Origin of the sequence: Streptomyces sp. NPDC006711, assembly GCF_042869775.1 — a bacterium.
Lineage (GTDB): Bacteria > Actinomycetota > Actinomycetes > Streptomycetales > Streptomycetaceae > Streptomyces.
The window spans coordinates 73,332-86,657 of the sequence record NZ_JBIAGO010000012.1 but is presented as its reverse complement, the minus strand read 5'-3'; the positions used below and the strand labels follow the sequence as shown (position 1 = coordinate 86,657).

Annotated in this window: 12 protein-coding genes; 8 read left to right on the top strand and 4 right to left on the bottom strand. The window is 71.5% G+C overall.

The window, feature by feature from the left end; all coding sequences use genetic code 11:
• The first annotated feature begins 68 nt into the window (after positions 1-68).
• The 3 genes from ACFYM2_RS23085 (at position 69) to ACFYM2_RS23075 (ending at position 2,860) form a co-directional block, all read left to right on the top strand.
• Positions 69-1,526: an aldehyde dehydrogenase family protein gene (locus ACFYM2_RS23085; RefSeq protein WP_359001546.1), complete on the top strand. Its 1,458-nt coding sequence runs from the start codon at positions 69-71 to the stop codon at positions 1,524-1,526.
• 143 nt (positions 1,527-1,669) lie between these two features.
• Entirely contained in the window at positions 1,670-2,233 is a 564-nt protein-coding gene (locus ACFYM2_RS23080) for a DinB family protein (protein WP_359001549.1), read from the top strand.
• A gap of 18 nt (positions 2,234-2,251) precedes the next feature.
• Complete coding sequence (locus ACFYM2_RS23075) at positions 2,252-2,860, top strand: PadR family transcriptional regulator (protein ID WP_359001552.1); 609 nt, start codon at positions 2,252-2,254, stop codon at positions 2,858-2,860.
• A gap of 502 nt (positions 2,861-3,362) precedes the next feature.
• On the opposite strand, the gene ACFYM2_RS23070 is transcribed toward ACFYM2_RS23075, so the two are convergent.
• Together ACFYM2_RS23070 and ACFYM2_RS23065 are read right to left on the bottom strand one after the other, a co-directional pair.
• The gene (locus tag ACFYM2_RS23070) at positions 3,363-4,802 is read right to left on the bottom strand and encodes a glutamate decarboxylase (protein WP_388838699.1); all 1,440 of its coding nucleotides are present in this window, start codon (positions 4,800-4,802) and stop codon (positions 3,363-3,365) included.
• Positions 4,803-4,899: 97 nt separating this feature from the next.
• The gene (locus ACFYM2_RS23065) at positions 4,900-5,265 is read right to left on the bottom strand and encodes a YbjQ family protein (protein WP_350231897.1); all 366 of its coding nucleotides are present in this window, start codon (positions 5,263-5,265) and stop codon (positions 4,900-4,902) included.
• Positions 5,266-5,401: 136 nt separating this feature from the next.
• On the opposite strand from ACFYM2_RS23065, the gene ACFYM2_RS23060 reads away from it, so the two are divergent.
• Positions 5,402-6,094 carry a DedA family protein gene (locus ACFYM2_RS23060; protein ID WP_388838696.1) on the top strand — a complete coding sequence of 231 codons (693 nt, stop codon included), beginning with the start codon at positions 5,402-5,404 and terminating at the stop codon, positions 6,092-6,094.
• Positions 6,095-6,139: 45 nt separating this feature from the next.
• Here ACFYM2_RS23060 and ACFYM2_RS23055 read toward each other — a convergent pair whose 3' ends face one another.
• Both ACFYM2_RS23055 and ACFYM2_RS23050 read right to left on the bottom strand, forming a co-directional pair.
• Positions 6,140-7,798, bottom strand: a complete 1,659-nt coding sequence (locus ACFYM2_RS23055) for a threonine/serine exporter ThrE family protein (protein WP_388461279.1) — start codon at positions 7,796-7,798, stop codon at positions 6,140-6,142.
• Between the two features lie 185 nt (positions 7,799-7,983).
• A complete protein-coding gene (locus ACFYM2_RS23050) occupies positions 7,984-8,478 on the bottom strand; it encodes an inorganic diphosphatase (RefSeq protein WP_329463779.1) in 495 nt (164 codons plus the stop codon).
• Positions 8,479-8,612: 134 nt separating this feature from the next.
• Between ACFYM2_RS23050 and dacB the strand changes: the two genes are divergently transcribed.
• From dacB to hpt, 4 genes are all read left to right on the top strand, one after another.
• A complete protein-coding gene (gene dacB / locus ACFYM2_RS23045; protein ID WP_388838693.1) occupies positions 8,613-10,073 on the top strand; it encodes a D-alanyl-D-alanine carboxypeptidase/D-alanyl-D-alanine-endopeptidase in 1,461 nt (486 codons plus the stop codon).
• A gap of 49 nt (positions 10,074-10,122) precedes the next feature.
• Complete coding sequence (locus ACFYM2_RS23040; RefSeq protein ID WP_359001567.1) at positions 10,123-11,262, top strand: zinc-dependent metalloprotease; 1,140 nt, start codon at positions 10,123-10,125, stop codon at positions 11,260-11,262.
• A 261-nt stretch (positions 11,263-11,523) separates the two neighbouring features.
• Positions 11,524-12,585, top strand: a complete 1,062-nt coding sequence (gene tilS, locus ACFYM2_RS23035; RefSeq protein ID WP_388838690.1) for a tRNA lysidine(34) synthetase TilS — start codon at positions 11,524-11,526, stop codon at positions 12,583-12,585.
• A 76-nt stretch (positions 12,586-12,661) separates the two neighbouring features.
• Positions 12,662-13,201: a hypoxanthine phosphoribosyltransferase gene (gene hpt, locus ACFYM2_RS23030; protein WP_120727895.1), complete on the top strand. Its 540-nt coding sequence runs from the start codon at positions 12,662-12,664 to the stop codon at positions 13,199-13,201.
• Positions 13,202-13,326: the final 125 nt, after the last annotated feature.

Below are 13,326 nucleotides of genomic sequence, written 5' to 3'. Positions count from 1 at the left end.
TGACGTCACATCAGGCCAGTGACGCGGTTGACCGCGCGGCGCCGGCGGACACAGCAGTAGGGGATGACATGTCCTTCTTCACCGACCTCGCCCACCAGTTCATAGCCGGCCAGTGGCGCACCGGCAGCGGGTCGTGGGACATCATCGACTTCGATCCCTACAACGGGGAGAAACTGGCCGCCATCACCGTGGCCACCGTCGAAGAGGTCGACGAGGCCTACCGGGCGGCCGAGCGTGCCCAGCGCGCCTGGGCCGCCACCAATCCGTACACCCGCCGGCTGGTCTTCGAGCGTGCCCTGCGCCTGACCGAGGAGCGCGAGGCCGAGATCGTCGAGGCCATCGTCACCGAGCTGGGCGGCACGCGGCTCAAGGCGGTGTACGAGGTCCACCTGGCCAAGGAGTTCCTGCGCGAGGCCATCCAGCTGGCGCTGCGCCCCGAGGGGCGCATCCTGCCGTCGCCGGTCGACGGCAAGGAGAACCGGGTCTACCGGCTGCCGGTCGGTGTGATCGGCGTGATCAGCCCGTTCAACTTCCCCTTCCTCGTCACTCTCAAGTCCATCGCCCCCGCTCTCGCGCTCGGCAACGCGGTCGTCATCAAGCCGAACCAGAACGCGCCGGTCGTCGGCGGCGGCCTGATCGCGAAGATCTTCCAGGACGCGGGGCTGCCTGCGGGCCTCCTGAACGTCCTGGTCACCGACATCGCCGAGATCGGCGACGCGCTGATTGAGCACCCCGTGCCGAAGGTGATCTCCTTCGCGGGCTCCGACCGCACCGGCCGGCACGTCGCCTCGGTCGCCGGCAGCCACTTCAAACGCGTCATCCTGGAGCTGAGCGGCAACAGCGCCCTGGTCGTCCTCGACGACGCCGATCTCGACTACGCGGTGGACGCGGCGGTTTTCAGCCGCTTCGCCTACCAGGGTCAGGTCTGCATGGCCGCCAACCGGATCCTGGTCGACAACTCGGTGCGCGAGGAGTTCACGGCCAAGTTCCTGGCGAAGGTGAACGCGCTGAAGACCGGCGACCCGGCCGACCCCGCCACCGACATCGGCCCGGTCATCAACAACTTCCAGGCGGAGGCGCTGACGTCACTGGTCGAGCAGGCGCTGGCCGAGGGCGCGACGGCGCTGGTGCGGGGCCGTACCCGGGGCAATCTGGTGGAGCCCACGGTGCTCGCGGATCTACCCGCCGACTCCTCCGTACTGCGCCAGGAGATCTTCGGCCCGGTGGCGCTGCTCATCCCCTTCGACGGGGAGGAGGAGGCCGTACGCCTGGCCAACGACACCCCCTACGGACTCAGCGGGGCCGTGCACACCGCCAATGTGGAGCGCGGGGTGCGGTTCGCCAAGCGGATCGAGACCGGGATGATGCACGTCAACGACTCGACGATCCAGGACGAGCCGCTGGTGGCCTTCGGCGGCGAGAAGTACTCCGGGCTCGGGCGTCTGAACGGTGACTCGGCGGTCGAGGCGTTCACCACGCAGAAGTGGATCTCGGTCCAGCACGAGCGGAGCCCGTTCCCGTTCTAGCCGTTCCCGTCCCAGCCGTCCCGTCCCGCTGATCACGCGCCGGTCGCTCGTTGTCGGGCCTCTTCAAGAGGACAGGTTCTGACCTGTTGCCCGCCTACCGTGAACGTGTCAGCGGGCAGGACGCGAACGAAGGCGGTTTGATCATGGTTACGCATGTTCCCTCAGAGGCCCACGGCGACGAGCGCGGGGCGCTCCTGCTCTTCGTGGAGGCCCAGCGCGGTGCGCTGCGGCGCGCGGTCCTCGGCCTCACCGACGAGCAGGCCGCCGGGCGGCCGAGCGCCAGCGAGCTGTCCCTGTCCGGGCTGCTCAAGCACGTCGCCGAGTGTGAGCTGAACTGGCTGACGATGGCGCAGGAGAAGCTGGGGGCACCTCCCAGCGGCAGCGCTGGGGGAGAGAAGCAGCGCGACCAGGCGGACTGGCACGAGAGCTTCCGCCTGGTGGGCGACGAGAGCGTCGAGGGGGTGCTCGCCTTCTGGGACCAAGTGGCGGGCGAGACGGAGCAGTTCATCCGTGCGGTGCCCTCGCTCGACGACACCTTCCCGCTGCCCGACGCGCCGTGGTTCCCCAAGGACGCCCGGGTCTCGATGCGGTGGCTGATGCTGCATCTGGTCGAGGAGTTCGCCCGGCACGCGGGGCACGCGGACATCATCCGCGAGTCGCTTGACGGGAAGACGGCGTTCGAGCTGGTGGCACTCGCGAACAAGTGAGGGCATAGGCTGGCGCCCATGTCAACTATCCGTCTCCTCGTTCTGGGCGCGGTACGCCAGCACGGGCGGGCCCACGGCTACCAGGTGCGCAACGACCTGGAGTACTGGGGCGCCCACGAGTGGTCGAACGCCAAGCCGGGTTCGATCTACCACGCGCTGAAACAGATGGCGAAGCAGGGCGTGCTCCTGGCCCACGAGGTGGCGCCCAGCACGGTGGGCGGGCCGCCGCGCACGGAGTACGAGCTGACGGATGTGGGCCGGGACGAGTACTTCCGGCTGCTGCGGGAGGCGCTGGCCTCCTACGGCCAGAAGACGGACGTGCTGTCCGCGGCCCTCGGCTTCATCGTCGACCTGCCGCGCGCGGAGGCGGTCGCGCTGCTGCGGGAGCGGCTGGCGAAGCTGGCGGCGTGGCGGGGGTCGGTGACGGAGTACTACGTGCCCGAAGGGGGGCCCGGCGAGCTCGGCCACATCGGCGAGATCATGAACATGTGGCTTCACTCGGCGGAGGCGGAGGCGGAGTGGACGCGGGGGCTTGTCGCGCGGATCGAGGGTGGGGCGTACGTGTTCGCCGGCGAGGGCGAGCCCTTCGTGGGCGTCCTGCCCGAAACCGCCCGCGCCCACCCCTAGCCGCGGGCCCCGTACGCGCCGGTCGCGCAGTTCCCCGCGGCCCTGAGCATCTGGTGCTGGCCCGCGCCGACCACCTCGGGGACCCCGGCTGCGGGTCGTGGGTGGCTGGGCGCGCAGTTCCTCGCGCCCCTGGCGGGGTTCGTGCGGGCCCACTTGGACATACCTAGCCCGTCCGGCGTTTGAGGACGAGGGCGTTCAGCGCGAACGGGGTCTGGGGCGGAGCCCCAGGGGCCCCGGCTGCGGGCCGTGGTTGGCTGGTCGCGCAGTTCCCCGCGCCCCTAAGCGGGGTCCGTGCGGGCCCATGTGCACATACCCAGCCCGTCCGGCGATTGAGGACGAGGCCGTTCAGGCCGATCGGGGTCTGGGGCGGAGCCCCAGGGGTCTCGGGTGCGGGCCGTGGGTGGCTGGGCGCGCAGTTCCTCGCGCCCCTGAGTACGTCGCGCCGGCCCGCACAGGCGACTTCGGCCCGTGCCCCCGTTGGCGGGGCTCGTGATGGCCCGGGTCAGTGGTGGAAGGCGGTGGATTCTGATTCGTCGCGGTGCAACGGGCCGGGCTGGCGGCGTAGTTCCGGCAGGAGGCGGCCCAGGTCCTCGATGAGCAGACCCGCCAGGTCCGAGGAGAACCCGTTGCGGCACACCACCCGCAGGACCGACAGGTCCTCCCGGTTCGCGGGGAAGGTGTACGCCGGCACCAGCCACCCCCGCTCACGAAGACGCCGCGACACGTCGAACACGTCGTACCGGTCCACCTCCGGGGTCGTGGTGAAGGCGAACACCGGCAAGTCGTTTCCCCGGGTGAGGAGTTGGAAGTCGCCGAACGACTCGATCCGCTCCGCGAGCCTCCGCGCCACGTCCCGCGTGGTCTGCTGCACCGCCCGGTACCCGTCCCGCCCGAGCCGCAGGAACGTGTAGTACTGCGCCACCACCTGCGCCCCCGGCCGGGAGAAGTTGAGCGCGAAGGTCGGCATGTCGCCGCCGAGGTAGTTCACCCGGAAGACCAGCTCCTCGGGCAGCTCCTCGGCCGTGCGCCACAGCGCCCAGCCCACGCCGGGGTAGACGAGCCCGTACTTGTGCCCGGAGGTGTTGATGGAGGACACCCGGGGCAGCCGGAAGTCCCACACCAGGTCCTCGTCGAGGAAGGGCGCGACCATGGCCCCGGACGCGCCGTCGACATGGACGGGGATGTCGAGCCCCGTACGCTCCTGGAGGTCGTCCAGCGCGGCACAGAGCTCGGCGATCGGCTCGTAGGACCCGTCGAAGGTCGAGCCAAGGACCCCGACCACGCCGATCGTGTTCTCGTCGCAGAGCGCGGCCGCGGCCGCCGGGTCGAGGTGGAACCGGTCGCCCTCCATGGGTACTTGGCGCGCCTCGATCTCCCAGAACGTGCAGAACTTCTCCCAGCAGACCTGCACGTTCACGCCCATGACGAGGTTGGGCCGGGCATCGCGCGAGGGGTAGCGGTCCGCGTTGCGCTTCATCCAGCGCCGCTTGAGCGCCATCCCGGCCAGCATGCAGGCCTCACTGGACCCGGTGGTCGAGCAGCCCACCGCGGCGTCCGGGTCGGGCGCGTGCCACAGGTCGGCGAGCATGGCCACGCACCGCCGCTCCAGCTCGGCGGTGCGCGGGTACTCGTCCTTGTCGATCATGTTCTTGTCGCGGCACTCGGCCATCAGGACACCGGCCTGCGGCTCCATCCACGTGGTGACGAACGTCGCCAGGTTGAGCCGGGCGTTGCCGTCGAGCATCAGCTCGTCGTGGACCACCTGGTACGCGGTGTCCGGGGGCAGCGGCCGGTCGGGCAGCCGGTGGCGGGGCGGCGCGGAGGTCATCGAGCCGACCGGGTCCGCCTCCCCGAAGAAGGGGTTGAGCGCGAGCCGCCCGTTCTCCTTCTCGTCTCCTGCTACGACGTGGTCCTTCTCGCTGCCGCCGCGGTGCAGTGCCATGAAGGGTCAACAACCTTTCGCTGAAGGGGGGTTGGTGCGTACCGGTCCGTCGTCTTCGACGAAGGTGGGGGAGGGGGTGGGGGACGGGCGTGGTGTCTCAGTTGCGGGTCAGGACCACCGCGGTCCCGTACGCGCAGACCTCCGTGCCCACGTCCGCGGCCTCGGTCACGTCGAACCGCATCATCAGGACCGCGTTGGCGCCCCGCGCCTTCGCCTGGGCCACCAGCCGTTCCATCGCCTGGTTGCGGGTCTCCACCAGCGTCTTGGTGAGCCCCTTGAGCTCGCCGCCGATCATGGACTTGAGCCCGGCGCCGATCTGGCTGCCCAGGTGGCGCGAGCGTACGGTCAGGCCGAACACCTCCCCGATGACCTGCTGCACCGTGTGCCCCGGTACGTCGTTCGTGGTCACGACCAGCACGTCCGACTGCGGGCCCTGTCCGCCGCCGTACTCCTCGATGCCCATGCGATCCGCCTTCCGTGCGCCCTTGTCGGTCCTCTCCAGCCTGCCCCTGGAACCACGCTTTCGCGCGTTACGTTGATAACTTTGGCTGCCGACGGCAGACAGCCCGCCCGACACCCACACCAGGAGCCCGGTACCCGTGACAACCCTTGCCCTCGGACCGAGCTGGCTGGATCCCGACTATCTGCTCCATACGTTCGGGCTCGTCGGCCTGCTGATCATCGTGTTCGCCGAGTCCGGCCTGCTCATCGGCTTCTTCCTGCCGGGTGACTCGCTGCTGTTCACCACGGGTCTGCTGGTGACCACGGGCAAGCTGGACACCCCGCTGTGGCTGGTGTGCGTCCTGGTGGTGCTCGCGGCGGTCCTCGGCGACCAGGCGGGTTTCCTGTTCGGCAGAAAGGTCGGCCCGGCGTTGTTCAGGCGGCCCGATTCGAAGCTGTTCAAGCAGGAGAACGTGGAGAAGGCCCACGAGTTCTTCGAGAAGTACGGGCCCAAATCGCTGGTCCTGGCCCGCTTCGTGCCGATCGTGCGCACCTTCACGCCGATCATCGCGGGCGTCTCGGGCATGAACTACCGCTCGTTCCTCACCTTCAACGTCATCGGCGGCACCCTGTGGGGCGCGGGTGTGACGCTGCTGGGCGCGGCCCTGGGCAACGTCTCGTTCGTGCACCAGCACATCGAGCTGATCCTGGTCGCGATCGTGCTCGTCTCGGTGGTCCCGATCGCCATCGAGTTCCTGCGGGCCCGCGCCAAGGCGAAGAAGAACCCGGCGGCGGCCCAGGGCGTCGCGGGCCAGGCGCCGCAGCGCGGCGGCCGCCACGCCAAGCGCTGAAAGCGGCCGCGCCGAGCGCCGCTGAGCCAACCCGCGCGGGGCCGCTCAGAAGCCCCGGGTCCGCTTCGCCGCCGCGCGGCCCGCGCCCGGCGCCCGCAGGAAGAGCCGGGCGACCTCGTTGCCGAGGTTCACGCCGATCGCGATGGCCAGGGCGAGCGCCGTCGCCTTGGCGAGCGAGGCGACACCCGTGTTGAGGTGGTTCTGGGCGATCGAGAGCACCCCGAAGTAGGTGGCGCTACCGGGCAGCAGCGGGCCGATCGCGGCGGTCACGTACAGCAGCGCCGAGGTGTTCCAGTAGCGCGCGAGCAGCTGGCCGAACAGGCCCACAAGCCCGGCCGCGACCGCCGTCGCCATGATCGGCGAGCCCTTCGCGGTGACCGCGATGGCGGCGTACACCACCCAGGCGACGCCGCCGTTGGCGGACACGATCAGGACGGTTGAACGGTCCTGCTGGAGCAGGACCGCGAAGGTCAGGCAGAGCACCATCGACGCGAGGATCTGCACGATCGGCCGGTCGATGGGCTGGAAGGCGCCCTCCGGATTGAGCTCGGCGTGGATCTGGAGCCCGCCGTACAGGACGCTCAGGACGCCGACGACGATCGCGACGAAGAAGTACCCCACTTCGAGCAGCCGCGCCGATGCCGTGACGTAGAAGCCGGTGAGGCCGTCCTGCACGGCCGCCACCAGGGCCCGCCCCGGGATCAGCGCGAAGAGCCCACCGGTGATCACCGCCGACGGCCGCAGGTTCCAGGAGAGCAGGCTGAGCGCGACGCCCATCGCGGCGGGCGGCATCGCGGCCACCACGAACTGGTAGAACTCCGGCAGCCCGCGGGCCGCGCACAGCCAGGCGAGCCGGTCGCCCAGCACCGCGCCGACCGCCGCCACCAGGAAGACCGTGACGCCGCCGCCGAGCAGCACCGAGGCCGCTCCGGCCAGGATTCCGCAGGCGGTGGTGAGGACCCAGCCGGGGTAGGGGTGGCGGTTGCGGCGGATCTCCGCGAGGCGGCGGTAGGCCTCTTCGAGGGAGACCTCGTGGTCCTCGCTGGTCATGTCCGTGACGAGCCGGTGCACGGCCGCGAGCCGGGTGTAGTCGGTGCCGCGCCTGCGCACCGTGCGGTTGGCCGTCACCGGGTCGTCCACCAGGGACGGCTGGTAGGTGATGCCGAGCATGGTGAAGGTGACCGTGGGCTCGCTGCGGTCGAGGCCGTAGCTGCGGCAGATCGCGAACATCGCGGCCTCGACGTCCTCGGCGCCCTCGCCGCCCGCGAGCAGCAGCTCGCCGATACGCAGCGTCAGGTCGAGCACGCGGGGCACGGCGGGGCCGGCGTCGTCGTGCTTCTGCACCGGCTCGGCCACCGGCCGGTCGCCCACCGGCATCCGCAGCATGGTGCGCATCCGGTCCTGCCAGGGCGCGTCCTTGGACAGGCGCACCAGGGGCAGGCTCCCGGTGGTGGTCGACGGGTTGAAGGGGTGGGAGGGGTCGCGCGCGGTGTAGGAGCTCGGGGTGGCGAACGCGGAGGCCGGCTGGTCGGCGGGCGTCTCGATCACCGGGGTGGCGAGTCCGGCGGGCAGCGCGAACTCACTCGTCGGGGAGTCCTCCTCGGGCACCTGCGGATGCTCGACGCCCTCGGGGGGCGCGAAGGCGCTGCGTGCCTCGTCCGACTGCGGTTTGCGGTCCTCGACCGTGTTGTGCTGCTCGGTCACCACTGGTCCCGTGCCTCCCTCCGGCCACTCCGGGTGCGTGTGCCCAGTATGTGGGTCGTCATGACGCGGCACGACAAGGGGCGGTCCAAGGGGAAGGCGCACGTCACGACGGGTGAGGTCCCCGTACGACGACGGGCGGCACACCCCCTGGGGTGCGCCGCCCGTGCGTCACGGAAGTACGCGGGTCAGTGCGCGCCGCCCTGCGCCTCGAGGCGCTTGTAGGAGGCCTCGACCTCGGCCTCGGCCTCGACGCGGCCGACCCAGTTGGCGCCCTCGACGGACTTGCCGGGCTCCAGGTCCTTGTAGACCTCGAAGAAGTGCTGGATCTCCAGGCGGTCGAACTCGGAGACGTGGTGGATGTCGCGCAGGTGCTCCACGCGCGGGTCCGACGCCGGGACGCACAGCAGCTTGTCGTCGCCGCCGGCCTCGTCGGTCATGCGGAACATGCCGATCGCGCGGCACTTGATGACGCAGCCGGGGAAGGTCGGCTCGTCCAGCAGGACCAGGGCGTCCAGCGGGTCGCCGTCCTCGCCGAGGGTGTTCTCGACGAAGCCGTAGTCGGCCGGGTAGCTGGTCGAGGTGAAGAGTCGACGGTCCAGACGGATCCGGCCGGTCTCGTGGTCGACCTCGTACTTGTTCCGCGACCCCTTCGGGATCTCGATGGTGACGTCGAACTCCACGGGTGGCTCTCCTCCATGATCAGCACATGCATCTGACGGGGCTGCGTCGGGCTGCCATGTTCGCGGCAGAACGCAGTTCTGGTGATTAAGTGTCCCTCACGCAGGTGTGTGATCGCGAAAGGGGCTGGTCCTCGGTGCCGGGACCCAAGACATGGCAGCTCACGGCCGGTGCGACGGCGTTCGGCCTGGCACTCGCGGCCGGGGCCGTGGCCCTTGCGGGACCGTGGGACTCAGGTCAGCGTACGGCCGAGCGCGCGCGGGCCGCATCGGCACAGGCCCGGGGTGGCGCACATCACCAGCGCGCGGACCCGGACGCTCCGGCTCCGGCCCCCAGCGCGGCCCCCGTGCTCGCGGCCCTCGGGACGCCGGGCCGCGCGCCCGTCGCCGCCGCCCTGCCCTCCGCCCTCGCCCCGCTGCTCGCCGACCCCGCGCTCGGCCCCCGTCCGGCCGCATCGGTCATCGACACCGCCACCGGCCAGGAGCTGTACGCCTCGCGCGCGGACGCGGCCATGACACCCGCATCCACCGTCAAGATCGCGACGGCGACCGCCGTCCTCACCGCGCTCCCGCCCGGCCACCGCTTCGGCACGTCCGTGGTGGCCGACGCCGCCGACGGCGCACGGCTCACCCTCGTCGGGGGCGGCGACCCCACCCTCGACCGGGCCCGCCTTGGCGCCCTGGCCGACGACACCGCCCGCGCCCTGAGCGCCCGCGCCGTCGACCGCGTACGGCTCACGTACGACGCCTCCCTGTTCGCCGGGAACCCGGTGCACCCGATCGGACCGAACGAGAACCTGGCGCCGGTGGTCGCCCTCATGACCGACGAGGGACGCATGGCCGTCGCCGCCGGCGGTGCGCAGGAGGGCCCCGGCAGCGGCCCCGACAGCGGACCCGGCAGCAGTCCCGACAGCGGTCCCGGCACGCGCACGGCCGACCCGGCGGGCGACACCGCGCGTGCCTTCGCCGCACTGCTGCGCGGGCACGGGGTACGGGTGGAGCAGCCGGCTCCGGGTGCCGCCCCGGCCGGCGCCAAGCCGCTGGCGAGCACGCTCTCCGCGCCGCTGACCGACATCGTCGAGCGGATGCTGACCACGAGCGACAACGACATCGCCGAGGCCCTGAACCGCCAGACCGCCCTCGCCACCGGCAGGCCCGCGACCTTCCAGGGCGGCGCCGAGGCCGTGTCCGCCCAGCTCGCCAAGGTTCAACTGCCGCTGGCCGCAAGCGTGTTCACGGACGGCAGCGGCCTGGCCCGGGCCGACAAGGTCACCGCGGGACTGCTCACGCGGATGCTGGCGCTGGCGGCGGGGCCCGCCCACCCCGAACTGCGCCCGATCCTCACCGGCCTGCCCGTGGCCGGCTTCACCGGCACCCTCAGCGCCCGCTACGGCACGACGTCGGCGGCCACCGGCCTCGTCCGCGCCAAGACCGGCACGCTGGGCGGCGCCGGGGTCAACACCCTCGCGGGCACCGCCGTGGACGCGAGCGGGCGCCTCCTGGCGTTCGCCTTCCTGACGGCCGGGACACCCGGCGCCGACCCCGCCCCCACCCAGAAGGCCCTCGACCGGCTCGCCACCCGGCTCACCGCGCACTGAGCTTCGCCGAGCGGGTTCCCTCGCGGGGCCGACCACGTACGGTTGACGCATGACTGGCATCGGCGGTGCAGGTACCTCTGGGATGGTCGACTGGAACCTCGCGGTGGCGACCGCGACCCGACTGGTGCGGCCGGGCCCCGACGTGAGCCGTGACGAGGCGCGAGAGATCGTCGCCGAGCTCCGTCGGCACGCCAAGGCCGCCGAAGAACACGTACGGGCGTTCACCCGGATGATCCCGGAGGGCGCCGAACCGCAGGACACCCCGGTCCTGGTCGTGGACCGGGCCGGATGGGTCAAGGCCAATGTGGCGGGCTTCCGCGAGGTCCTGCGGCCGCTGCTCGACAAGATGCAGGAGCGCCGGAGCGGCACGGCCGCGGGCGCCGTGTTCGGCGCGGTCGGCGGCAAGGTCACCGGCGTCGAGCTCGGCATGCTGCTGAGCTTCCTGTCCTCGCGCGTCCTCGGCCAGTACGAGACGTTCGCGCCCGCGAGCCGTGACCTTCCGGCCGCGCCCGGCGGCGGAGGCCGCCTCCTCCTGGTGGCGCCCAACATCGTGCACGTCGAGCGGGAACTGGAGGTCGACCCGCACGACTTCCGGCTCTGGGTCTGCCTGCACGAGGAGACCCACCGCACCCAGTTCACGGCCGTACCGTGGCTCCGCGACCACCTGGAGAGCGAGATCCAGGCCTTCCTCGACGCCACCGAGGTCGACCCGATGACCATCCTGGAGCGGCTGCGCGAGGCCGCCCAGTCCCTGGCGGGCGGGCGGCCCGAGGGCGAGGAGGACGACGGCGGGCGCTCCCTGGTCGAGCTGGTGCAGACGCCGGCGCAGCGCGAGATCCTGGGCCGGCTCACCGCCGTGATGTCCCTCCTGGAGGGCCACGCGGACTACGTGATGGACGGGGTCGGGCCCCAGGTCGTGCCCTCGGTGGCCGAGATCCGCGAGAAGTTCAAGGAGCGCAGGGCCAAGGGGGCCTCCCGGCTCGACCTGGCGCTGCGCAAGCTCCTCGGGCTCGACGCGAAGCTGCGCCAGTACCGCGACGGCGAGCGGTTCACGCGGGCCGTGGTGGACGAGGTGGGCATGGACGGCTTCAACCGGGTGTGGACCTCGCCGAACACGCTCCCCACGAAGGCGGAGATCGCCAAGCCGGCCGACTGGATCGCGCGGGTGCACCGCACCGCGGAGTCCTGACCGGGGGTGCAGGCCTGACCGGGGGTGGAGGCCCGACCGGGGGCGGAGGCCGCCGGTGGCGGGGTGTCAACGCGGGAATCACCCATCCGAGGGACCGTGGCGCATGGGTAGGCGTGCAATGCTCGGGTAACGGCTCTGTTCTGTCACCATCTACGCACTCTGTGTGACTGAACGTACCTCTTGTTCCCTCTGTTCCCCCCGCTCTCCCCCACCCCCTCTCCGCGCACGAGGCACCCCCAACTTCACCGAAGGGCACCGGACATGGGTCCCCATCCTGCGGTCGCAGCGATACGCCTGGCGGTTCGCCGCGTACTCCACGACGTCCTGACCGAACACTCCCGCGACCACGACACCATCGCGCCGGCCGCGAGCGCGGGGGCTCCCGCCGGGCCCGCGCCGCTCCCCGCGCCTGAGCCCCTGGTGCTCGTGGCCTGCTCCGGCGGCGCCGACTCCATGGCGCTCGCCTCCGCCCTCGCCTTCGAGTCCCGCAAGCTCTCGCTGCGCGCCGGCGGCATCACCGTCGACCACGGCCTCCAGTACGGCTCGGACCTGCGCGCCGCCGAGGTCGTCTCCCGCATGACGGCCCTCGGCCTCGAACCCGCCGAGGCGATCACCGTGCGGGTGGGCCGCGAGGGAGGCCCCGAGGCCGCCGCGAGGGACGCCCGCTACGCCGCCCTGGACGCCGCGGCCGAACGCCACGGCGCCGCCGCGATCCTGCTCGGCCACACCCGCGACGACCAGGCCGAGACCGTACTGCTCGGGCTCGCCCGCGGCTCGGGCACGCGCTCCCTGTCCGGCATGGCCGCCGTCTCGGGGACGGCGGGCCGCTACCGGCGCCCCTTCCTGGAGCTCGACCGCCAGACCGCCCGCAAGGCCTGCATGGTCCAGGCGCTGCCGGTCTGGGACGACCCGCACAACGCCGACCCCGCCTACACCCGTTCCCGGCTGCGCCAGGAGGGCCTGCCCGCCCTGGAGAAGGCGCTCGGCAAAGGCGTCGTCGAGGCGCTGGCCCGCACCGCCCAGCTCTCCCGCGACGACGCCGACGCCCTGGACGCCTGGGCCCTGGAGGCGGACGCGACCGTACGGGACGACGCGGGGCTCCTGGAGTGCGCGAAGCTCTTCGCGCTGCCGCCCGCCGTCCGGCGCCGCATCGTGCGCCGGGCGGTCATCGAAGCGGGCTCGCCCGCCGGTTCGCTCTTCGCCCGCCATGTGGAGGAGGTCGACCGGCTGATCACCAGCTGGCGCGGCCAACGGGCCATCAATCTCCCGGGCCGCGTCGTCGCGCGCCGGCAGGGTGGCAGACTGGTCATTCGGCAGAGCTGAGCCCCCGCACGGAACTCGGCTCGCGCACGGACAACCGAAACCCCCCAAGAAAGCGGCCCGGGTGAACGAGAAGGACATGGGCACCGACCTCCAGTCGGTGCTCATCACCAAGGAAGAGATCGACGCGAAGCTGGCGGAGCTGGCCGGGAAGATCGACGCGGAGTACGCGGGCAAGGACCTGCTCCTCGTCGGTGTCCTCAAGGGCGCCGTCATGGTCATGGCGGATCTGGCCCGCGCGCTGTCCACCCCGGTCACCATGGACTGGATGGCCGTCTCCTCGTACGGTGCGGGCACCCAGTCCTCCGGCGTCGTGCGGATCCTCAAGGACCTCGACACCGACATCAAGGGCAAGCACGTCCTGATCGTCGAGGACATCATCGACTCGGGCCTGACCCTGTCCTGGCTCCTGTCCAACCTCGGATCGCGCGAGCCCGCCTCCCTCGAGGTGTGCACGCTGCTCCGTAAGCCGGATGCCGCAAAGGTCGCGATCGACGTGAAGTGGATCGGCTTCGACATTCCCAATGAATTCGTCGTGGGCTACGGCCTCGACTACGCCGAGAAGTACCGCAATCTCCCCTTTGTCGGGACGCTCGCCCCGCACGTGTACGGCGGCTGACACAACCCGCTCCGTTTCGGGGAACCACAGCCCGCCTCGCGCCGTTGGAGCATGGGAGGGGCCCTTTGTCAGCCGTACCGTGCGACCACGGGTGACAATGCTGGGGTACCGTCCGAAGAACAGTC

Bases quoted from the DNA above. Each gene is read 5' to 3' on its own strand.
- ACFYM2_RS23085 (WP_359001546.1), top strand. From the start codon at position 69: ATGTCCTTCTTCACCGACCTCGCCCACCAGTTCATAGCCGGCCAGTGG.
- ACFYM2_RS23080 (WP_359001549.1), top strand. From the start codon at position 1,670: ATGGTTACGCATGTTCCCTCAGAGGCCCACGGCGACGAGCGCGGGGCG.
- ACFYM2_RS23075 (WP_359001552.1), top strand. From the start codon at position 2,252: ATGTCAACTATCCGTCTCCTCGTTCTGGGCGCGGTACGCCAGCACGGG.
- ACFYM2_RS23070 (WP_388838699.1), bottom strand. From the start codon at position 4,802: ATGGCACTGCACCGCGGCGGCAGCGAGAAGGACCACGTCGTAGCAGGA.
- ACFYM2_RS23065 (WP_350231897.1), bottom strand. From the start codon at position 5,265: ATGGGCATCGAGGAGTACGGCGGCGGACAGGGCCCGCAGTCGGACGTG.
- ACFYM2_RS23040 (WP_359001567.1), top strand. From the start codon at position 10,123: ATGACTGGCATCGGCGGTGCAGGTACCTCTGGGATGGTCGACTGGAAC.
- tilS (WP_388838690.1), top strand. From the start codon at position 11,524: ATGGGTCCCCATCCTGCGGTCGCAGCGATACGCCTGGCGGTTCGCCGC.
- hpt (WP_120727895.1), top strand. From the start codon at position 12,662: ATGGGCACCGACCTCCAGTCGGTGCTCATCACCAAGGAAGAGATCGAC.